Annotated in this window: 18 protein-coding genes; 9 read left to right on the plus strand and 9 right to left on the minus strand. The window is 66.5% G+C overall.

Annotated features, from left to right (window positions below; all coding sequences use genetic code 11):
- Nucleotides 1–170 precede the first annotated feature (170 nt).
- Complete coding sequence (locus AC5RT8_RS01820) at nt 171–1,400, plus strand: acyl-CoA dehydrogenase family protein (RefSeq protein ID WP_494093992.1); 1,230 nt, start codon at nt 171–173, stop codon at nt 1,398–1,400.
- Nucleotides 1,401–1,436: 36 nt separating this feature from the next.
- Here the strand turns inward: AC5RT8_RS01820 and AC5RT8_RS01825 are convergent, their stop codons facing one another.
- The 3 genes from AC5RT8_RS01825 to AC5RT8_RS01835 all read right to left on the minus strand — a co-directional run bounded on the left by AC5RT8_RS01825 (nt 1,437) and on the right by AC5RT8_RS01835 (nt 3,456).
- Nucleotides 1,437–2,258 carry an SMP-30/gluconolactonase/LRE family protein gene (locus AC5RT8_RS01825; protein ID WP_494093993.1) on the minus strand — a complete coding sequence of 274 codons (822 nt, stop codon included), beginning with the start codon at nt 2,256–2,258 and terminating at the stop codon, nt 1,437–1,439.
- Nucleotides 2,259–2,341: 83 nt separating this feature from the next.
- Entirely contained in the window at nt 2,342–2,923 is a 582-nt protein-coding gene (locus AC5RT8_RS01830) for a TetR/AcrR family transcriptional regulator (RefSeq protein WP_494093994.1), read from the minus strand.
- A gap of 68 nt (nt 2,924–2,991) precedes the next feature.
- Nucleotides 2,992–3,456, minus strand: a complete 465-nt coding sequence (locus tag AC5RT8_RS01835) for a GatB/YqeY domain-containing protein (RefSeq protein WP_494093995.1) — start codon at nt 3,454–3,456, stop codon at nt 2,992–2,994.
- A gap of 187 nt (nt 3,457–3,643) precedes the next feature.
- Between AC5RT8_RS01835 and AC5RT8_RS01840 the strand changes: the two genes are divergently transcribed.
- From AC5RT8_RS01840 to AC5RT8_RS01860, 5 genes are all read left to right on the plus strand, one after another.
- A complete protein-coding gene (locus tag AC5RT8_RS01840) occupies nt 3,644–4,096 on the plus strand; it encodes a Fur family transcriptional regulator (RefSeq protein WP_494093996.1) in 453 nt (150 codons plus the stop codon).
- A 128-nt stretch (nt 4,097–4,224) separates the two neighbouring features.
- Nucleotides 4,225–4,491: a hypothetical protein gene (locus tag AC5RT8_RS01845; protein ID WP_494093997.1), complete on the plus strand. Its 267-nt coding sequence runs from the start codon at nt 4,225–4,227 to the stop codon at nt 4,489–4,491.
- 131 nt (nt 4,492–4,622) lie between these two features.
- Complete coding sequence (locus AC5RT8_RS01850) at nt 4,623–6,212, plus strand: ABC-F family ATP-binding cassette domain-containing protein (protein WP_494093998.1); 1,590 nt, start codon at nt 4,623–4,625, stop codon at nt 6,210–6,212.
- Between the two features lie 65 nt (nt 6,213–6,277).
- A complete protein-coding gene (locus AC5RT8_RS01855; RefSeq protein ID WP_494093999.1) occupies nt 6,278–7,582 on the plus strand; it encodes a cation:proton antiporter in 1,305 nt (434 codons plus the stop codon).
- Nucleotides 7,583–7,639: 57 nt separating this feature from the next.
- On the plus strand, nt 7,640–8,371 hold the full coding sequence (locus AC5RT8_RS01860; RefSeq protein ID WP_494094000.1) for a YqjF family protein: 732 nt from the start codon (nt 7,640–7,642) through the stop codon (nt 8,369–8,371).
- Here the strand turns inward: AC5RT8_RS01860 and AC5RT8_RS01865 are convergent.
- From AC5RT8_RS01865 to AC5RT8_RS01885, 5 genes are all read right to left on the minus strand, one after another.
- Nucleotides 8,320–8,862 (minus strand): SRPBCC family protein, encoded by a 543-nt coding sequence (locus AC5RT8_RS01865; RefSeq protein WP_494094001.1) that lies wholly within the window; start codon nt 8,860–8,862, stop codon nt 8,320–8,322. The genes AC5RT8_RS01860 and AC5RT8_RS01865 overlap by 52 nt on opposite strands.
- A gap of 112 nt (nt 8,863–8,974) precedes the next feature.
- Nucleotides 8,975–11,290, minus strand: a complete 2,316-nt coding sequence (locus AC5RT8_RS01870) for an alkaline phosphatase (RefSeq protein ID WP_494094002.1) — start codon at nt 11,288–11,290, stop codon at nt 8,975–8,977.
- Nucleotides 11,291–11,403: 113 nt separating this feature from the next.
- The gene (locus tag AC5RT8_RS01875; protein WP_494094003.1) at nt 11,404–12,024 is read right to left on the minus strand and encodes an L-threonylcarbamoyladenylate synthase; all 621 of its coding nucleotides are present in this window, start codon (nt 12,022–12,024) and stop codon (nt 11,404–11,406) included.
- A gap of 107 nt (nt 12,025–12,131) precedes the next feature.
- On the minus strand, nt 12,132–13,718 hold the full coding sequence (locus AC5RT8_RS01880) for an HNH endonuclease (protein ID WP_494094004.1): 1,587 nt from the start codon (nt 13,716–13,718) through the stop codon (nt 12,132–12,134).
- Nucleotides 13,719–13,882: 164 nt separating this feature from the next.
- Nucleotides 13,883–14,893, minus strand: a complete 1,011-nt coding sequence (locus AC5RT8_RS01885; RefSeq protein ID WP_494094005.1) for a glycosyltransferase family 2 protein — start codon at nt 14,891–14,893, stop codon at nt 13,883–13,885.
- A 59-nt stretch (nt 14,894–14,952) separates the two neighbouring features.
- Between AC5RT8_RS01885 and AC5RT8_RS01890 the strand changes: the two genes are divergently transcribed.
- The 3 genes from AC5RT8_RS01890 to AC5RT8_RS01900 all read left to right on the plus strand — a co-directional run bounded on the left by AC5RT8_RS01890 (nt 14,953) and on the right by AC5RT8_RS01900 (nt 19,457).
- Nucleotides 14,953–15,186 (plus strand): zinc-ribbon domain-containing protein, encoded by a 234-nt coding sequence (locus tag AC5RT8_RS01890; RefSeq protein WP_494094006.1) that lies wholly within the window; start codon nt 14,953–14,955, stop codon nt 15,184–15,186.
- Nucleotides 15,187–15,443: 257 nt separating this feature from the next.
- The gene (locus AC5RT8_RS01895; RefSeq protein ID WP_494094515.1) at nt 15,444–17,081 is read left to right on the plus strand and encodes a ribonuclease J; all 1,638 of its coding nucleotides are present in this window, start codon (nt 15,444–15,446) and stop codon (nt 17,079–17,081) included.
- A gap of 324 nt (nt 17,082–17,405) precedes the next feature.
- Nucleotides 17,406–19,457 (plus strand): transglycosylase domain-containing protein, encoded by a 2,052-nt coding sequence (locus AC5RT8_RS01900; RefSeq protein WP_494094007.1) that lies wholly within the window; start codon nt 17,406–17,408, stop codon nt 19,455–19,457.
- Nucleotides 19,458–19,460: 3 nt separating this feature from the next.
- Here AC5RT8_RS01900 and AC5RT8_RS01905 read toward each other — a convergent pair whose 3' ends face one another.
- Entirely contained in the window at nt 19,461–19,721 is a 261-nt protein-coding gene (locus tag AC5RT8_RS01905) for a hypothetical protein (RefSeq protein ID WP_494094008.1), read from the minus strand.
- Nucleotides 19,722–19,739: the final 18 nt, after the last annotated feature.

The raw sequence follows: 19,739 nt of genomic DNA on the forward strand, positions 1-19,739 counted from the left end.
TTCCGTGCCCTGTCGCGGCCGCCGTCGGCCGTCGCTTTGCGGCCCGACGGCGGCCGGCCTCCCGCCCGTTCCGGGGCCCCGACGGAGGCCGCACCTGACCCTTGACCCGGGGTGAGACGCAAGTCATACTAACTGAACGATTAGTTAGTAGCCGCTGCGTCAGGAGCCCCATGACCGTTACCCAGTCCGCGCGTCCCGCCTTCGATCCCACGGCATTGGACGGCATCGATGCCGACCTGTACCTCCTCGACGAGCTCCTGGACGACGAGGCCCGCGACGTACGGGACCGCGTCCGGGCGTTCGTTGACAACGATCTGCTGCCGGTCATCAACGACTACTGGGAGCGGGCAGAGGTCCCGTACGAGCTGGTGCCCAAGCTGGCCGCACTGAACATTGCCGGCGGCACCATCAAGGGGTACGGCTGCCCGGGGATGAGCCGGATGGCCGCCTCCACCGCCGCCGCGGAGCTCGCCCGGGGCGACGGCTCGATCAACACGTTCTTCGGCGTCCACTCCGGCCTGGCCATGGGCAGCATCGACATGCTCGGCAGCGAGGAACAGAAACAGCGCTGGCTGCCCGCCATGGCAAGGTTCGAGAAGATCGGGGCGTTTGCCCTGACGGAGCCCCTGCACGGGTCCGACTCCGTATCGCTGGAAACCACCGCCCGCCGCGACGGCGACTTTTACGTCCTGAACGGCAACAAGCGCTGGATCGGCAACGCCAGCTTCGCAGACATCGTGATCATTTATGCCCGCGACGAGGCCGACGGTGCGGTCAAGGCGTTCGTCATGGAGAAGGACGCCGACGGCAACCACCCGGCCGGCTACCACGCGGACGTGATCACCGGAAAGATGGGCAAACGCGCGGTGCTGCAGCCGAACATCGTCATCGAGGACCTGCGCATTCCCGCAGGGAACCGGCTGGAGAACTGCAACTCCTTCAAGGACGTCAACAAGGTGCTGGCCGCCACCCGCGGGGGAGTCGCGTGGGAAGCCCTGGGGCACGCCGTGGCTGCCTACGAGATTGCCGTGGCCTATGCCAAGGACCGGGTGCAGTTCGGCCGGCCCATTGCCGGGTTCCAGCTGGTGCAGAACAAGCTGGCCAACATGCTGGCCCAGGTCACCGCAATCAAGCTGACGTGTTTCCGCCTCAACGAGCTCGGCGACCAGGGCAAGATGACCGGGCCCATGGCCTCCATGGCCAAGATGTTCGCCGCCCGGCAGGGCCGCTGGGTCTGCTCCGAGGCGCGCGACATCATGGGCGGCAACGGCCTGCTGCTGGAAAACCACGTGGCCCGGCACCTGACCGACATGGAGGTGGTGTTCACCTACGAGGGCACTGACACCATGCAGTCACTGATCCTGGGCCGGCACATCACCGGCCTGTCGGCGTTCGCCTAGGCCCGATCCGGGAAGGCCGGCCCAGGCCGGCGCCCGTCAGCGGACCCGCAGCCCGAGCACCTCGCCGGTGGCCGGGGCTGCGGGATCCATGGCCTCCGGCCACCGGGCGGTCATCATGAACAGCAGGCCGCCGTCGCCGCCCCCGGTGGCGCAGGAGAAGCACCCCTGCTTAAGCATCACGGTCTCCACCACCGCTCCGCCGGCACGGACCCGGACGCAGCGTTCGCCGGGAACCTCCGCGAACCAGATCCCTCCGGTGCCGTCCCAACAGATGCCGTCCGGTGCGCTGCCCGAAACTCCGGCCCATTCCCCGGCGCGGGCAAGACTCCCGTCGGCGAGGACGGTGAAGGACGTCAGGCAGCCGGCGTTGGATTCGGCTACCACCAACGTCCCGCCGTCGTCGGACACCAGCATGCCGTTGGGGAACGCGAGGCCGTCCGCGACGCGTTCCACCGAACCATCCGGCCGGATGAGCGCAATCAGCCCGGAGGCCTGCGGGGCATCCGAATAGTCCCGGCCCAGGCCGTTGACGTAGATGTTCCCGGAAGGATGCACGGCGATCTCGTTCCAGGGGTGGTCCGACAGTCCAGCCAGGTCCGCATGCGGGACCAGTCCGGCATGCGGTACCTCCACCAAGACCGTTCCGTCCGTTCCGGAGACTACGGCCATCCGGCCGTCCGGCAGCCAGTCGAAGCTGATGGGAAACGAGGGGACCGCCGTTACCCGCCGTACGTTTCCGGCCGGATCCAGCGCCGAGATGGTCCCGGCCATCCAGTCCGCGAACCAGAATTCGCCTGCATGCCAGCGGGCCGATTCGCCCATGCCGATCCCGGAGACCAGCGTCACGGGTTCCGTCATGCCGAACCTCCCTTTCCGGGGACCAGGCTTCCAGTATGCCGCGCACGCCGGAGCGGACAACAGTCTCCCGGACTATGGGGCGGTCAAGATGACGCCGCACCCAGCATCCGCAGCGCCAGTCGGCTGTGGTGTTCACCGATGTCCGCTGCACTCAGCCGGCCCTGACCGCGGTACCAGCGGGCCACGTCCACGCACAGGGACAGCAGGGCCAGGACGGTCAGGCCCGTGTCCTCGACGTCGAACGCCCCCTCCCGGCGCCCGCGGTCCACGACGGCGCGGAACTCCGCATCCACGGACCGCCGGATTTCCAGGACCTCGGCCCGGTGCTCTTCCGTCAGGGCAGCGAGCTCGAAATTCACCACGCTGGACTTGGTGCGGTTGGCTGCCTGCCACGCGGCGAAATCGCGCACCATGGTCCGGATCTGCTCTACCGGGTCCGTACTCGAGGACACCCCGCTGCGCACCAGCTCCAGGGTGCGTTCGTGTCCCACCCGGGAAATGCTGTACAGCAGCTCTTCCTTTGAGCGGTGATGCACATAGACCGCGCCAGGCGTGACACCCGCGGCCGTAGCGATGTCCCGGGTGGTGGTGCCGTGGAACCCCTTGGCCGCGAAGGCTTCCGTGGCGGAATCCAGCAGCCGCTGGCCCGTGCCGGTTGCAGGCACCTGTACCTCCGATACGTTGCCGAATGAGCGTTCAGTGACCAGAGTAACAGCGGAGCATCACGCTTCGGTCAGCCCAGGCGGGACCGGACAATCCCGCTTACTTCCTTGCCGTCGAAACGGCCTGCCACCTTGGCGGTGACCGGCTTCATCACCAGCCCCATCTGGCGCATGGTGGGTTCTTCTCCGTTGGCGCGCAGTTCCGCGATAACCTCGTCCACGATCGTTTCGACGTCGGCCCGGGAGAGGGGAGCGGGCAGGTAGGTTTCGATGACCTCCGCCTCGGCCGTCTCAGCCGCAGCACGGTCGGCTTCCCCGGCCTCGCTGTAGATCCGCGCGGTGTCGCGGCGTTTGGCGGCTTCCTTCTGCAGCAGCGCCACGACCTGGACGTCGTCGAGCTCCACCGGCGTCTTGCCCGATTTTTCCCGGGTGGTGATTTCACCCAGTACGTTGCGCACGGTGGTCAGGGCGGTCCGGTTCCCCGATTTCATGTGCGTCTTCATGTCGGCCTGCAGTTGCTCTTTCATCGTGCCCATGGTCCTTCTCCTTCAGCGATGTCGTATGTCCCTTCTCATCGTCCCCCATCCGAGGCAGCGTTCGCGCGGCGGTGCGGGGGCGACGTCGGCGTTCGCCGCTGCGGCCCCGCTCACAGCGTCCGGAATCACAGCGCAAATGGCCCTCCGTTGTCTTGAGCGATTCAAAACAACTGATAGGGTTTTTCGTATGCAGGAAGCGGCGGACACAGCACAAACCCTGGCCGGACACATCCGGTCAGCGGGGCTGAAATCCACGTCACAGCGCGTTGCCGTCCTGGCGACGCTGCAGCAGGCACCGCACTCCAGTGCGGAACGTGTCCTGGCCTGCGTCCGGACGGAGCTGCCGGGTATTTCCGCCCAGGCCGTCTACGGCATCCTGTCCGCCTTCACTGAAGCCGGACTGGCCCGGCGGATTGAACCTGCGGGATCACCGGCACTGTATGAGTCCAGGGTGGGGGACAACCACCACCATCTGGTCTGCATCCGCTGCGGAGCCATTAGGGACGTCGACTGCGTGATCGGACAGGCACCGTGCCTGACCCCCGCCGACGACTCCGGCTTTACCGTCCTGGCCGCCGAAGTAACCTTCAGCGGTATCTGCAGCACCTGCGCACAGCAGGCGGAAACCTCCGCCGGCTAGAACGCGCATTACCGCCATTAACCACGGCGGGCACTATTCAACGACGACACCTACCGGGCTCAACGCTGCCCAAAACCCGTCGCCGTGGTGGCCCGAGTCTCACCCCAAGCGTCAACTGAGGAGACACCATGACCGCCCTGATGAACCGACCCACTCGCCCGGCTGAATGCACCGCACCCGACGGCCGCACTGCGGCTGCCCCGGCCGCCCGGCCCCGCCGCCTGGGTGCCTACACCACCAGCTATGACCGTCCGCAGGGAGCCCCCCGTCCCACCGGAAGCTACGTTTCCACGGGCCGCCGCGCAGCCACCCGGCCGCGGAACCTGGGAAGCTACGTCGATACCTCCACGTACCGCAACCGCCGCCCCGAGGGCACCTACACCCTGTGCGGCTAGCGGCACAGCCGTCCGCTGCGGGTCCCGGATTTCCCGGGGTACCCCGCGTCGGCGGGCCCGGGTCCCCGGCGGTAGGATGAATGGTCGTTGTCCCGCGGGGCGAGGAAAACCAACCCCTTTGAGAGGACACCATGAGCCTGATCCGGCTACAGGACGTCGATACGTCCTTCGAGAACAAGCAGGTCCTGCGTGAAGCATTCCTGCGGCTGGACCCCAAGGACCGCATCGGGCTTATCGGGCGGAACGGCTCCGGCAAGTCCACCATCCTGAAGCTGATCCTGGACCAGGTCCAGCCGGATTCAGGCACGGTCACCGTGGAGCCGGGCGTGAAGATCGGCTACTTCTCACAGTTTTCCGAACTGGACGGACAGGCCAGCATTGCCGAGGTCCTGGATGCCGTCTTCACCGGGATCAAGGACGTCGAAGCCGAGCTGGCCGGAATCGACGAAGCCCTTGCTTCCGATCCCGCAGACAAGGAAATGGACCGGCTGATCCGCCGCCAGTCCGAGCTGTTCGAAACCATGGACCGTCTCGACGGCTGGGACTATCCCCGCCGCATCGACACCGTGCTCACCACCCTCGGTTTCACCGACGCGCACCGCATCTGCCCCATCGACGCACTGTCGGGCGGCTGGCGCAACCGTGCGGCCCTGGCCAAGATCCTGCTGGAGCAGCCCGACGTGCTCCTGCTGGACGAGCCCACCAACTACCTGGACGTGGCCGGCGTCGAATGGCTCGAGGGCTGGTTCCGCGACTTCCGGGGAGCGGCCATCATCGTCTCGCACGACCGGAAGTTCCTGGACGCCGTCGTCACCCGCATCGTCGAGGTGGAGAACTTCCACCTGCACGAATACCCGGGCAACTTTGCCGAGTACGTGGTGCAGAAGCAGTTCCGGCTGAAGAACCTCCAGGCCCAGTTCGTGCATGAGGCGGAACTGCTGGCCTTTGAAGCCGAAGGCATCGCGGACCGCCGTGAGGCCGCCAAGGCCGGCGGGCGGCTCAGCACCCAGCTGGCCCGCATCAAGAAATCCCGCGCGCCGCGGCCGGTGGATGAAATCATCACCGGCATCTACGACGGCCTGCACGTCAAGGACGTCCTGGGGCGCGTGCGCGGCGTGTCCAAGTCCTACGGCGAGAAACTGCTCTTTGAGGACCTCAGCTTCGAGGTGAACAAGGGCGACCGGATCGCCGTCACGGGAACCAACGGCAGCGGCAAGACCACACTGCTGCGGGTGCTCACCGGCGAGGAACAGCCCGACGCCGGCGACGTCGCCTGGCCCAAGGGGCCGGCCATGGTCTCCTACAACCAGATGCTCGCCGAGCTCGACGACGCCGACACCGTCACCCACGCGGTGAACGCACTGCCCGGATCCCTCGCCTTCAGCGCGACGAAAAAGTCCGTCAACCGCTTCCTGACCATGTTCCAGTTCTCCGAGGCGGACCTGACCTCCAAGATCGGGAACCTCTCCGGCGGCCAGCGGGCCCGCGTTGCCATGGCCCAGTGCCTGCTCTCCGGTGCGCCCGTGCTGCTGCTGGACGAGCCCACCAACCACCTGGACATGTCCAGCACCCAGGTGATGGAACGCGCCCTGCTGCATTTCCCCGGCGCCGTCATCGTGGTCAGCCACGACCGGTTCTTCACCGAGAAAATCGCCACCCGGTGGCTCGTCTTCGGTGCCGGCGGCGCCCGGCCCGGGCAGGTGGAAATCCGCGAGGCGTAGCGGCCGGGGCCGCCAGTTCGGCGCGCCACCTGTCGAGGCGCCCGATGCGCCGGTAATGTCGGGGCGTGTTTGACGGACCCAGCCTCGTGTTCTTCGCCGCCGGCCTCGCAGTCTTCCTTGCCGCCGTGCTGCCCAAGCTGCTCCGCGATGTTCCGGTGTCGATGCCGATGGTCTTCCTCGGCGCGGGCATCCTGGCATTCAGCCTCCTTAAGGACCTGCCGGACCCGGATCCGGTGCGCTACGGAGAATTCACCACGCACCTGACCGAAGTGTGCGTGATCATTTCCCTCATGGGCGCCGGCCTGGCACTGGACCGGCCGGTCGGGTGGCGGCGGTGGTCCACCACCTGGCGGATGCTGGGCATCGCCATGCCGCTGAGCCTGCTGGGCCTGACCCTGCTGAACCTGTGGGTCCTCGGTATCGGCCTGGCGGCAGCCGTCCTCCTGGCCGCGGCGCTGGCTCCGACCGATCCGGTCCTGGCCTCGGAGGTACAGGTCGGCGAACCGGCCGACGACGAGGACGAGGACTCGGAGGGCGAAGCCGAGGACGAGGTCCGCTTCGGGCTGACCTCCGAAGCGGGCCTGAATGACGGCCTGGCCTTCCCCTTCGTGTACCTCGCCATCGCCATGAGCCTGGTGGGGACGGCGCCCTCGGACTGGTTCCCGCACTGGATTGCTGTGGACGTTCTCTGGCGGGTCGGGATGGGCGTCCTCCTGGGCTTCCTGGTCGGCAAGCTGCTGAGCCGGCTGTTCTTCTCCGCCCGGTTGGAGAACATCCGGCTGTCCAACCACTCGGAGGGCTTCGTGGCCCTGGCCGCTACCTTCCTGGCCTACGGCATTACCGAGATGCTGGACGGCTACGGTTTTGTCGCCGTCTTCGTCTGCGCCGTCACCATCCGGGCTGCCGAACGGACGCACGGCTACCACCGGGTGCTGCACAGCTACGTGGAGCAGCTGGAACGGCTGTTCACCGTGGTGCTGCTGCTCCTGCTCGGCGGTGCCATTGCCCGCGGGCTGCTGGCCGGGATCGGCTGGCGGGAAGCGGCGGTGGCCGCGGCGTTCCTGCTCGTGGTGCGTCCGCTCGCGGGTTGGCTGGGCCTGCTGGGCGGGCGGCCCGGCCCCCGCGAACGCCGGGCTATCGCCTTCTTCGGCGTGCGTGGCATCGGCTCGCTGTATTACCTCGGGTACGCACTGGGGAAGGGACACTTCGAGGGTGCCGAGCAGCTCTGGGGACTGGTCGGCCTGGTGGTGGCCTCCTCCATCGTGCTGCACGGAATCACGGCGGCACCGGTGATGAACCGGATCGACCGCATCCGCCGGAAGGCCGCACTGGAGCGTTTCGGCGAGGAACGGCCGGATACTGCGGTCTAGCTCTCCGCCTCCTCCGGTGCCCTGTCCGCTCCGCGGGCGCCCTGCTACTTTGGTGCCATGGATGCGCAGGTACGCCGCACCTCTGACCCCTGGCCCGCCGGACCAAGGGTTACCCCGCCGGTCCTGATGGCCCAGACCTGGGCCGCAGCCGTATTCCTGCACTGGCGCATCGACCCATCCCTGGCGGCACCCTACATGCCGCCCGGCGTCGAACCCGATGTGTTCTCCGGGTCCACATGGGTGGGACTCATCGGTTTTCGGGCCCCTACGACGCACGTGGCAAGGGTTCCGGTGCCGTTTTTCGGCTCCTTCACTGAAATCAACGTGCGCCTGTACTCACGGGGCCGGGACGGCAGCCGCGGTGTGCTGTTCCTGAGCCTCGATGCCTCCCGGCTGGTGCCGGTTCTGGCAGCCCGCTCGCTGGGCATCCCCTATGTGTGGTCCCGCTGCCGCCCCCGGCGTTCCGGCTGGGGCCTGGGGTACGACGTCGAACGCTTCGGCAGGCAGGCCCGTTCATCCTTCGCGGTGGTACCGGATTTCGCCCGGCAGGCAGACGACGACCTGTCCATCCTGCTCACGGCGCGTTTCGGGCTGCACGCGCTCATTGGCGGCAGGACCGTATTCATACCCAACTCGCACCGGCCGTGGCCGCTGCATCCGGCCCGCCTCACCCGCTTTTACGACGAGCTGGTGCCGGCGGCGGGGCTTCCGGTCGAAGGGCCGCCGGACACGGTGCATTACTCTCCGGGGGTGCGTACGGTGTTCGGCCGCCCGCGGAGGGTGGCCTGAGCCAGGTCCCGGCGCAGGCCCCGTTCACCCCGGCGCATCAGCAGCGAGTGGGCGGCTGCGAAGACCGGCCGTGCAACAGGGGTGAGGGCACGCATCCAGAGCCGGGTCGGCCGGACCCGCCAGTCGATCTCCATCCGGGTCTGCGCCGGCGTGCCCGCGGCACGGGAGAAGACCGGCACCAGCCGGATCCGGCCGGTGCCGGCCAGGTCCCCGCCGGCGTCGAACTCAATGGTCCGGGGCCGCGAGGCAGAGGTCGGATGGATGGTGACGGATAAGCGGTAGCCCAGGGAGGCGCGGAACTGCAGATGGGCGGTAGTGGCCAGCAGCCGTGCCACCGGGTCCTCAATGGACGGATCGGTGGCAAGTTCCCGGAGCGTGCAGCCCGGCCACCAGCGGGGCCAGCTCATGTCCGGGCCGGCGACGGTCTCCCAGACTGCATCCGGGGTCGCATCGAGCAGCCAGCTGGAGGGAAGAATATAGAGACCGGGCATCCCCTCAGCATGCCATTGGCGGCGGTCCGGTACCGAACCCGTGTCGGGACCGGTGCACCGGTCCCGACACGGTGACGCTTACCCGGCCCGCGGATAAGCCCGTGGGCGCGGCTCAGCGCTGATAGGCCCGGGGCAGGTCAAACCCCCGCTCGGCCATCACTGTCCGCAACCGGGTGGGGTAGTCGGTGATGATCCCGTCCACGCCCAGGTCAATGAGGCGGTGCATGTCCGCCACCTCGTTGACCGTCCAGGGGATGACCGTCAGGCCGAGTTCGTGGGCTTCGGCCACCATCTCCGGCGTGACACTGGTGTAGATCGGGGAGAGCACGTCGTAGCCCTGGGCGTGGGCGGCAAGGACAACGTTCCCGCCGAAGTCATCGATGTCGATTCCGCCCAGCTGCGGTGCTGCGCCCGGCTGTCCCACACCGAGGTCTTCCGGCGTGCTCGCCAGGGCCACCCGGGTCAGTTCAGGGGCGATCCGCTCCAATAGGTTCAGGGTGGACCAGTCGAAGGACTGGATGGTGGTCCGGCGCTCGCGGTTCGCATCGCGGACCACGTCCACCACTGCCTCGGTGAGGGCGACGCTGCGCGGCCCGCCGGCCTGGCCGTCCTCGACTTTGGTCTCGACGTTGAACCTGATCTTGCGTGCGTCGTACTCCCGGGCAAGCCGGTACACGTCACTGAGCTCGGCTATCCGGTTGCCCTCCGCCACATCCTGCTCCGGGTAGCCCGGCAGCTGCTGGAAACCGCAGTCCAGGGTCTGGAGCTGCACCAGGCTCAGTTCCGCCACGGGGTCGCCCACGTAGGGGTATTCCGGGTCCCCGGCGGTGGCCGGGGCCGTATCGGCGCACTTGGTATCCAGGATCAGGTCGTCATGCCAGACGATCACCCGCCCGTCCTCGGTCAGGTGCGTGTCCAGCTCCAGCGTGGTGACGCCCAGTTCCAGTGCGGCCGAAAAAGCAGCGAGGGATTCCTCGGTGTGTTCGCCGCGTCCGCCCCGGTGTGCCTGGAGGTCAAAGTCCCGATCGGTACCCGAGCGCATCACGGAAACCATGACATCGAAGATCCGGGTGTTCTCGTAGACTCCGGTCAGCATTTCCGCCCCCGGGCCCATGGCGGTCAGCGGGACGTCGTCGCCCGTGTGGCCGCCGGTGGTCCAGTCAATCCGGTACTGCTGGTCCGAGCCGGCGACGTCGAACGGCCCTTCCTGCACCGGACTGTCCGGGTTGGTGTCGTCCCCGAGGGGTTCGATGGTCATGCCGCCGGTCTGGTGGTCGCCCACCGTGATCAGCAGGGTGTTCCCGTCCTGTTGGGCGAACTCCTTGGCCAGGGCCACCGACTTGTCGAATTCGATGCCGGACTCGATGGTCAGCGCCCCGTTGTTGACGTGGCTCATCGAGTCGATGCCTTCTTCTTCGACCATGAGGAAGAATCCGTTGTCATCCTGGTTGCTGTTCAGGACCTCAATGGCTTTCCCGGTCATTTCGGTCAGCGGAACCGTGGGGTCGTAGACCTCTTCGACGTCGTCTCCGTATTGGAACATTTCCTCGTTGGCGAAGAGTCCGAGCAGCATGTCTCCCTGCGCTGCCTGCAGTCCGGGCAGGTCCCAGACATATTCGTATCCCTGTTCCTGCGCCTCTTCCACCAGGTTCCCCTCGGTGCCGGCGCTCTCCTCGGATTCGTCCTCTGCCGGATTGTCCGGAAGCCGGCCCGGGTTGCCTGCGGGGTACCAGTAGTCCTCGCCGCCGCCCAGGATGACTTCCGGGTGGGAGCTGCGCAGGAACTGGGCGGCGATGGCGCTCTGCTCATCCCGGTCCAGCACATGGGAGCCGAAGGCTGCGGGTGTGGCGTCAGTGACCTGTGCGGTGGTGACCAGTCCGGAGGACTTGCCGAGCCGCTCGGCGACTTCCAGTGCAGTCGTGACCGGCTGTTGCTGCAGATCGACGCCGATAGCTCCGTTGTAGGTCTTCACTCCGGTGGCCATTGCTGTGGCAGCAGCGGCGGAGTCGGTGACGAACGTGCCGGGGTCTGCGGAGTTGGTGTGGACGCGTCCCACTTCGGGGAGCGTGTCCATGGCCAGTTCCCCCGTGAGCCCTACCGAGGCCAGCCGGATGGCGTCCCGCTGTGCGGTGCCCATGCCGTCGCCGACCATCAGGATCACGTTGACGGCGTCGTCGTTCCCGTGCCCGCCGCCGTCGGTGGGTGTCGGACTTGGCGTTGGCGTTGGCGTGGGTGCCGGTGGCGTCGTCGTCGGCGGGGCCGACGGGGACGCGCTGGGTGTTGGCGTGGGGGTCTCCGTGGGTCCGGGATAATCCGTGGGATATCCGGTTCCGCCAATGACGCCCGGAAGTCCGGACCCTACGCCGCATCCCGCCAGGATGCAGATACTCAATATCGCCGTCGATAGTGTTGTGGCCGTCTTCTTCATGTCGAATCCCCTGCGAGTGCTTAGCGATGGTTCCCCCTGACGCGTGCCAGACTCAGCGCACGCCAGAGGGGAGTCAACCGCAGGGGTCGATAAAGGTCCGCCGGCTCCGGGGGTTACTCGAACGGTGTCGGATCTCCGGTGCCGCGCCGGACGATTTCGGGGGAGTCTCCGGAGAAGTCGATGACGGTTGTGGGTTCGGGGCCGCAGAAGCCCGAATCAATGACGGCGTCCACCTGGTGGTCCAGGCGTTCCTTGATTTCCCATCCCTGCGTCATTGGATCCTCATCGCCGGGCAGCAGCAGGGTGCTGGAGAGCAGCGGTTCGCCCAGGCCCTCCAGGATCGACTGCACCACGGTATTGTCCGGGATGCGCACGCCTACTGTCCGTTTCTTGGGGTGGAGCAGCCACTTGGGGACTTCCTTCACCGCGGGGAGGATGAACGTATAGCTGCCGGGTGTGGCGGCCTTGATGCTGCGGAACACGGAGTTGTCCAGCTGGACGAACTGTCCCAGCTGGGCAAAGTCCCGGCAGACCAGGGTGAAGTGGTGCTTGTCATCCAGCTGGCGGATCCTGCGGATCCGTTCCAGCCCCTCGCGGTTGCCCAGCTGTACGCCCAAGGCGTAGCAGGAGTCGGTGGGGTAGGCGATCAGCCCTCCTGACTCGAGCAGGTTCACAATCTGGCTGATGGCCCTGGGCTGCGGATTTTCGGGGTGTACATCAAAGTATCTGGCCATCCCCACAGCCTACCGGTGGACATCGTCGGCCGGGACTGGGGGACCTGGGCGGGACTGATGGAACTGACTGCACTTGATGAGATTGATGACCGGCGAGCGCCGTTACCCTAGGCAGCCCGGATCAGGTCCGCAACCGCCCTTTCGGCGGGTGAGAATTCCGGCTCGGTCGGCGCCCCGATCAGCGGGGGCGGCGCTGTGGAACGGTACTGGTGCCCGGTGGGCGTGGAGGTCTCTACGGTGTGGCCGGCACTGGGCCATCCCGAAGGTTTGACTACCTTGGCCGACCAGCCCGGCGCTTCCTTGGCATAGTTGCACGCCTCGCAGAGTCCCTGTCCGTTCTCGACCGTGGTGGGACCTCCGTTGCTGTAGCGCAGGACATGGTCGAAGTGCCGGATCGGGGCGCCGCACCACGGCATCCGGCAGGTAGCGTCCCGTGCGGCGATGAACCGGGCCAAGGATGTGGGGAACAATCGGGTCCGGGCATCCATAGCAACCAGCTCGCCGGTCTCCGGAGCGGTGTAGAGCCTGCGGATGAAGATCCGGCCATCCTTGGCAGGTCCCGCACGCCCGCCGGTTTCTCGGGTCTTGCCGTTTTCCTCGGTCTTACCGTTCTCTCGGCGCTCACCGTCCACCCGGCTGTGGAGGTTCTTACGCTCACCGTCCGCCACCTGGCTGCAGGCGTCCTTACGCTCACCGCCCTGCGCTCGCCTGCGAGCGCTCCTGCCCCCACCACCGGCCCCACCGCTGCCCCCACCACTGGCCCCGTCCCGATTGCAGACCAGATCCCGGGCCCATTGGGCAGGGACGGGACCGTATCCGGGGACGAACGCCGGGTCGGACTCTCCTTCGAGCAGGGCTCGATCGGTCATGACCAGCTGGACTTCCACGTCCATGGAGTCCACCTGCGTCTGGCCGGTAATCCGGCCGACAAGTGTGTCCGCCATGATCTGTCCACGGGTGCGACCGTCCCCTGCAGCGGACAGGCGGTCGGCCTCGCGCGACAATGCCGCATACACGCCCACACCCTGGGCCACCGGGAGGAGTCCCGTCAGATACGTCATGGTGTCTGGAGCCGGACGGCAGGAAACGAAACGTTCGGAGGCGGCCTTGGCGGCCCGGTTTACTGCAGCCTGGGGGTCCAACCGGTAAGCGGCACTCCTGGCACGGGATATCAGCTGCCGGTCTCCCAGGGTTTCCAGCAGCTCCGGATCCCCGGCAATTTCCTGGTCGACCCGTTGCCGGTCTTCGAGACTCAGGCACGCGGTCTCCCGCACAAGCAGGGTCGCCCGCCATTCGCTGATCCTTCCGTGGCTCAAGGCGTCAAGAGTGCAGGGCATCTCCCGAGTCAGTGCCTTGGCGAAGCCCAGCAGACGCCCGCCGCGATTCGCAGATTCCCTTCTGGCCAGGGCAATCTGCGAGCTGACCCCCAGCCCTTGTTTTTCCCGCGGTACTCCCTGCACCGCCTGTTTCCGGCGCTGGGAAATATCAAACGCTGCGGATGCCCGGGCCTGCGCCGCAGCAGCGGCGGCCTTCAGCTCTTCAAGGGCACGGATCCTGTCGATGAGGTCTGCATCTGGCCCCAGGTCCGCCTCGCTTTCCTCGGTCAGCACCTTCACCCAGGCGTTGACCGACGCGCTGCTGACACAGGAAGGCTCAGCTTCCAGGTGGCGCTCCCGCGGGGAATATTCGAACATGTGTTCGAGTCTATTCGCCGGAGTGAGGAGAAGGAAGGAGGAAAGTACCTGAAGTACTACCTGTCTTTTGAGGGCCGGAGGAAGCGGTTCCAGGGGCTGTCCGCAGCGGTCCCGCGCTCGCAGGCCCTCCCCGGAGCGCCGGCTACATCACCGACCGCCGGCAATCATCCCCGAAGCGACCGCCGGATCCGGCGTACCGAATGCGCCGCGGTCTTCAATCGTGCCCCCGAGTAGGGGATGCCGCCGCGCAGCCGCCACTGCAGGGCAAGCCAGACGCACACGGCACGTTCGGCCAGCCACAACGGTGCCCACAGGGCCGACGTCGGGCCCCACACAAAACGGCCGCCGGCCCGCCTGCGCCCGTACTCCGCCGCTGCCGCAGCGAAAGCGGCAAGTGCCGCCAGCCGCAGGGGGCGACGGGCACCCCAGCACAACACCGGCAGCAGGGAGAGTTCGGCGGCCAGCCGCAGCGGCTGCGCGAAATCGTCGTAGGCCTGGCGCACCCGCTGTCGAAAGAAATGGACCGTGGACGAAGGCAGCCGGGCAATAAAGAGGTCGTCGGCACGCAGTTGCACCCCGCCGACTGCCCGGACGGTGCGCAGAAGTTCGAGGTTTTCAAATAACACGTCCCCGCTGTAGCCGCCAGCGCGGCGAAGGACCGCTGTCCGCACCGCCAGCGTTCCCGGGTAATCGGCACCGAAGGCCCGGTTCAGGAGGGTCCGGCCGGTATCCCACCTGGCGTGCCAGGGCAGGGGAGAGGCCGAGGAAAAATAGTTCTGTGGACGCACGACGTCGGCCTCCTCCAGGAGCCCGCAGATCCGTTCCAGCTGCTGCGGCGTGTAACGCACGTCGTCGTCGGCAATGATGAGCCGCTCCGTCTCGGCCAGGTCGACTCCGGTGAGGACGCCATCGACTTTGCCGTTGCTGCACTCGGGGTGTTTCGGCCGGCAGTGGAGCACCCCGGCCGGGAAGGCCCGCTGGAGCCGGGAGTACACCTCGTCACCGGAGCCGTCCACCACCAGGACCCTGAGGTGCGTGCTGAGCATCTCCAGATACTCCACCAGCCCGTCATGGCCGGAGTCCTCCGACCATTTCAGCGGCAGCAGGTACTCGGCATCGAGTGGGAGGCGGTCATCCATGCCCCAGAAGATATCCACCGGGAGATTGGTAAGCAAGCTTAGTTAACTCCGCGTGGCGCATCGTCCGGGCAGGCACCGCGGCATAGGGTAGACGGATGTTCGTGCTCATTGGATTCAAGACCGTACTCCGCTCATTGTTTTCCCGCCCGGCCACCTGCCAGTACTGCGGCGCCTACGCAGAGCAGCATGTCGAAGAGCGAGCCAACCGCCTGACGCTCTTCTTCATCCCCGTACTCACCACCAGCCGCCGCTACGCCTTCACCTGCTCCAACTGCGGGCGCAGCACGGGGATCAGCCGCTCGCAGAAAAACGCCCTCCAGCGGGCCTGAACGGGCCCTCGGGACCAGCTCCGGACCAGCCCCGGACTCTCCGGGAAAAGCGGGTTGTCCCCGGCGCGCCGGAAAAGTCAATAGAATGAAAGAAGCACAACAGCCGCAGGCCCTGTTCTGGCCGCACCACAGACTTCCGGAATGCCGCCGTACGGCTGCCGTTCCACCCTGCAATCCCATCCCCGACGAAAGAACCATCATCCGTGAATAGAACACCTGCCGTCCTGAAAGCCCCCCGGGAACTCGCCAAGGGAACCATGCGCGTCATGAACCTCGGCGGCCTCGGCGAAATCGGCAGGAACATGACCGTTTTCGAATTCGACGGCAAGCTCCTGATTGTTGACTGCGGCGTGCTTTTCCCCGAGGAAGAACACCCGGGCGTCAACCTGATCCTGCCCGATTTCACCGCCATCCGTGACCGCCTGCAGGACGTGGTGGCCGTAGTCCTGACCCACGGCCACGAAGACCACATCGGCGGCGTGCCGTACCTGCTGCGCGAGCGTTCGGACATCCCCATCGTGGGCTCCAAGCTGACCCTCGCCTTCATCGAAGCCAAGCTCAAGGAGCACCGGATCAAGCCCAAGCTGATCCAGGTGAAGGAAGGCGACCGCCGCACCATCGGCGGGTTCGACCTGGAATTCCTGGCCGTGAACCACTCCATCCCCGACGGCCTGGCCATCGCCATCCGCACCGCGGCAGGCATGGCCCTGCACACGGGCGACTTCAAGATGGACCAGTTCCCGCTGGACCGCCGCATCACCGACCTCACCGGCTTCGCCCGTCTGGGCGTGGAAGGCGTGGACCTGTTCCTCACCGACTCCACCAACGCCGAAGTCCCCGGCTTCATGGCCTCGGAAAAGGAACTGGCCCCCGCGATCGACACCGTGTTCCGCACCGCGCCGCGCCGGATCATCGTCTCCAGCTTCGCCAGCCACATCCACCGCATCCAGCAGGTCATCGACGCGGCGTCCCGCTACAACCGCAAGGTCTCCTTCGTGGGCCGCTCGATGATCCGCAACATGACCATCGCCGAGGAACTGGGCTACCTGAACATCCCCAAGGGCATCCTGGTGGACTTCAAGGCGCTGCAGCGCACCGATGACCACAAGGTGGTGCTGATCTGCACCGGTTCGCAGGGCGAGCCCATGGCCGCTCTATCCCGCATGGCAAACAAGGACCACCAGATCCGCATCCACGAGGGTGACACTGTGCTGATGGCCAGCTCGCTGATCCCGGGTAACGAGAATGCCATTTACGGCATCATCAACAACCTGACCAAGATCGGCGCCAACGTGGTGCACAAGGGCAATGCCAAGGTGCACGTCTCCGGCCACGCCAGCGCCGGCGAACTCGCCTACTGCTACAACATCGTCAAGCCGCGCAACGTGATGCCGGTGCACGGCGAATGGCGCCACCTCAAGGCCAACGGAGCCATCGCAGAGGCGACCGGCATGGATCCCCGCGACGTTGTCATTGCCGAGAACGGCATGACCGTGGACCTGCGCCGCGGCCGGGCGACGATCTCCGGCAAGCACCAGGTGGACCTGGTCTTCGTGGACGGTGACAGCGTCGGCCACACCACCGAGGAAACCCTGAAGGAACGCATGCAGCTGGCCGAGGAAGGCGCCGTGACGGTGCTGGCCCTGGTCGATGCCGACACCGGCACCATTGCCGAGCCGGCCGAGTTCTTCACCAAGGGCTTCACCATCAAGTCCGAGGACCTGCGCAAGGCAGAAGAGGCTGTGGAAAAGGCCCTGGCCAACGCTGCCTCCGGCAGCCGCCGCGGCCCGAAGGGCGAGGACCTGGAAGACGTCATCGAGCGCGCCGTTGCCAACTGGATGCGCCGCTTCTACAACCGCACTCCGGCCATCACCTCCATCGTCGTAGACGCCTAGGAGGCGGCAATGTGAGGCTCCGGCCTCATGCCAGGGGAGGGGCCGCCGTCGGATTTACGACGGCGGCCCCTCCCTTTGGTTTACCGGTTTCGTGTGATTTTATTCTCCGCTTCACACGGGTCCCGCGCCCGATCGGTCCCCGTCGGCCCGCCGGAGGAATGCTCCTCTCCCCAGCAACGGCGCGGATTTCCCGGCCTCAATCGGCCATGCATACATTCCCGGCTTATACCTTTCGGTACCGGCACGGTCAAGAGGGTTCTCAGGCAGTGTCGCTAAATTAAGCGGATGCGTCCCCCCAAATCTCCATTCCTCGAGAGGCTATCCGTGCCCGCACGGATAGCCGCGTTCTTCCTCGTCAGCCTGCTGGCCGGTGTGCTGGCGGCCAGCACCCTGATTCCCGTAGCTGCAGTGGCGGCCACGGGGACGGATATGGCTGTTGGAGTGCTGGACCAGCTGCCCGATGAGCTGGAAACGGGTCCCCTTGACGAGGGGTCGAAGATCTACAGCGCCGACGGCGTCCTGCTGGCCACCTTCTACGCCCAGAACCGGGTTCCGGTGAAACTGGACGAGATGTCGCAGAGCATGCAGGACGCCATCGTCTCCATTGAGGATGCGCGCTTCTACGACCACAACGGGATCGACTTCAAGGGCATTGCCCGGGCCGTCGTCTCGAACGTGTCCGGTGCGGACACCCAGGGTGCCTCGACGCTGACCATGCAGTACGTCAACAACGTGCTCATCAGCCGGGACATCGCCTCCGGCAAGGGCGGCAGCGACCTCACGCTCAGCGGCACCAAGGACCTGGGGGACAAGCTTCGGGAAGCCAAGCTGGCCGTTGCCGTGGAGAAGGAATACTCCAAGGAGGAAATCCTCGAGGGGTACCTGAACATCGTGCTCTTCAGCGGACAGACGTACGGCGTGGAGGCTGCGGCCCGCAGCTTCTTCGGCATCTCCGCCGCAGAGCTGAATCCCGCGCAGTCGGCCATGCTGGCCGGCATGGTGCAGTCGCCCAGCCACTACAATCCGTTCATCAACCCTGAAGGAACGCAGGCACGCCGGGATACCGTGCTTGCCGCCATGCTGAAGAACGACAAGATCAGCCAGGCCGAATATGACGAAGCAGTGGCCAGCGGGCTGGACCTGAACCCGCAGACGGTGACCTCCGGCTGCACCGGTGCCGAGATGGCCCAGTACTTCTGCAGCTACGTGGAGCAGACGGTCCTGCAGTCCGAGGCCTTCGGCGCCGACGTCAAGGACCGTGCCAAGCTGCTGGCCCGGGGCGGCCTGACCATCAGGACCACGCTGGATTCCCGGCTGCAGTCCCAGGCGCAGAAGCAGATCGAGGCACAGGTGCCGGTGGGGGATCTGTCCGGGGCCGGCTCTGCGATCGTCTCCGTGGAACCGGGCACCGGCAAGATCCTGGCGATGGCGCAGAACACCGAATACACCCCTGAGCCGGGGGACGGAAAAACCCAGTTGAACTTCAACGTGGACGCGGATATGGGCGGAACCCCCTACGGCTTCCAGCCCGGGTCCACCATGAAGCCGTTCACCACCGCAGCCTGGCTGGCGGCCGGCCACGGACTGAACGACACCATCGACGCCACGCGCACGTCCTACCCGGCCGGCTTCAACTGGACGGCCAGCTGCCTCGGGGCCAACGCCGAATTCGACGCCTGGAAATTCAAGAACGCCTCCGAAGGCTACGAAAAGAAGATGACGGTGGCCGAAGGCCTGACACAGTCCGTCAACACCGCCACTGTGGCCCAGGCCGCCCAGCTCGACCTGTGCGATATCCGGGACACCGCCACCCGCATGGGCGTGCACCGGGCAGTCGACGGGGAGCCGCTGGAGGTCACCAGCCCGTCCTTCGTCCTGGGCGGCCAGGAAGTCTCGCCCCTGACCATGGCCTCGGCCTACGCCACGTTCGCCAGCGGCGGCGAGTACTGCACGCCCACCGCGATCACCGAGGTCACCGACGGCTCCGGCAATGATTACGAGGTCGCCGGCGGGGAATGCACCCAGGCCATCAGCGCGGATGTGGCTGCCGCCGTGACGAAGCCGCTGCAGAAGCTGGTCGACGGATCGCCGGGCAGTATCCGTCCGATCGGCGTTCCGGCTGCGGCCAAGACCGGAACCACGGACATGTCCGAGCAGACCTGGACCGTGGGCTACACCACCGGCATCGCCACGGCGTCCTGGGTGGGTAACTGGAACTCGTACTCTTCGCTGAACAACCAGTCCATCAACGGCGTCACCCGTTCCTATGTGGACGGTTCGGCCATTGCCGGTGCGCAGTGGACCGAGTACATGAGCGCGGCCGCCAAGCTCTACGAGGCGAACGAATTCCCCTCGGTTCCGGACAGCATGCTCTAGGGGCTAGATGCAGGCGCCGGTGTAGGGATCGCACAGGGACTGGCCGGTGGGGACGGCGAAGACACCGTCTCCGCCGGAGACCAGGCGCAGCGCGCCCATGGCTTCAAGGCCGGTCAGTACGTTGAGGGTCTGCACTCCGCCGAGGTCGAATTCCTCCGCCACGTCCTGGGGCTGGACCCGGCCGTACCGCCGCACGTAGTCGATCACCTTCTGCTGCACGGACTCTGTTCCGGCGTGTGGAGTGTCGATCTGTTTCAGTGCCATGGAGGTCCTCCGTTTTCG

This window comes from Arthrobacter sp. Ms25, from assembly GCF_059090365.1.

Coding starts and splice junctions, on each gene's coding strand:
- AC5RT8_RS01850 (WP_494093998.1), top strand. CDS start 4,623: ATGAGCCTGATCCGGCTACAGGACGTCGATACGTCCTTCGAGAACAAG.
- AC5RT8_RS01880 (WP_494094004.1), bottom strand. CDS start 13,718: ATGTTCGAATATTCCCCGCGGGAGCGCCACCTGGAAGCTGAGCCTTCC.
- AC5RT8_RS01825 (WP_494093993.1), bottom strand. CDS start 2,258: ATGACGGAACCCGTGACGCTGGTCTCCGGGATCGGCATGGGCGAATCG.
- AC5RT8_RS01840 (WP_494093996.1), top strand. CDS start 3,644: ATGCAGGAAGCGGCGGACACAGCACAAACCCTGGCCGGACACATCCGG.
- AC5RT8_RS01895 (WP_494094515.1), top strand. CDS start 15,444: ATGCGCGTCATGAACCTCGGCGGCCTCGGCGAAATCGGCAGGAACATG.
- AC5RT8_RS01860 (WP_494094000.1), top strand. CDS start 7,640: ATGGATGCGCAGGTACGCCGCACCTCTGACCCCTGGCCCGCCGGACCA.
- AC5RT8_RS01905 (WP_494094008.1), bottom strand. CDS start 19,721: ATGGCACTGAAACAGATCGACACTCCACACGCCGGAACAGAGTCCGTG.
- AC5RT8_RS01820 (WP_494093992.1), top strand. CDS start 171: ATGACCGTTACCCAGTCCGCGCGTCCCGCCTTCGATCCCACGGCATTG.
- AC5RT8_RS01835 (WP_494093995.1), bottom strand. CDS start 3,456: ATGGGCACGATGAAAGAGCAACTGCAGGCCGACATGAAGACGCACATG.
- AC5RT8_RS01875 (WP_494094003.1), bottom strand. CDS start 12,024: ATGGCCAGATACTTTGATGTACACCCCGAAAATCCGCAGCCCAGGGCC.
- AC5RT8_RS01845 (WP_494093997.1), top strand. CDS start 4,225: ATGACCGCCCTGATGAACCGACCCACTCGCCCGGCTGAATGCACCGCA.
- AC5RT8_RS01890 (WP_494094006.1), top strand. CDS start 14,953: ATGTTCGTGCTCATTGGATTCAAGACCGTACTCCGCTCATTGTTTTCC.
- AC5RT8_RS01870 (WP_494094002.1), bottom strand. CDS start 11,290: ATGAAGAAGACGGCCACAACACTATCGACGGCGATATTGAGTATCTGC.
- AC5RT8_RS01865 (WP_494094001.1), bottom strand. CDS start 8,862: ATGCCCGGTCTCTATATTCTTCCCTCCAGCTGGCTGCTCGATGCGACC.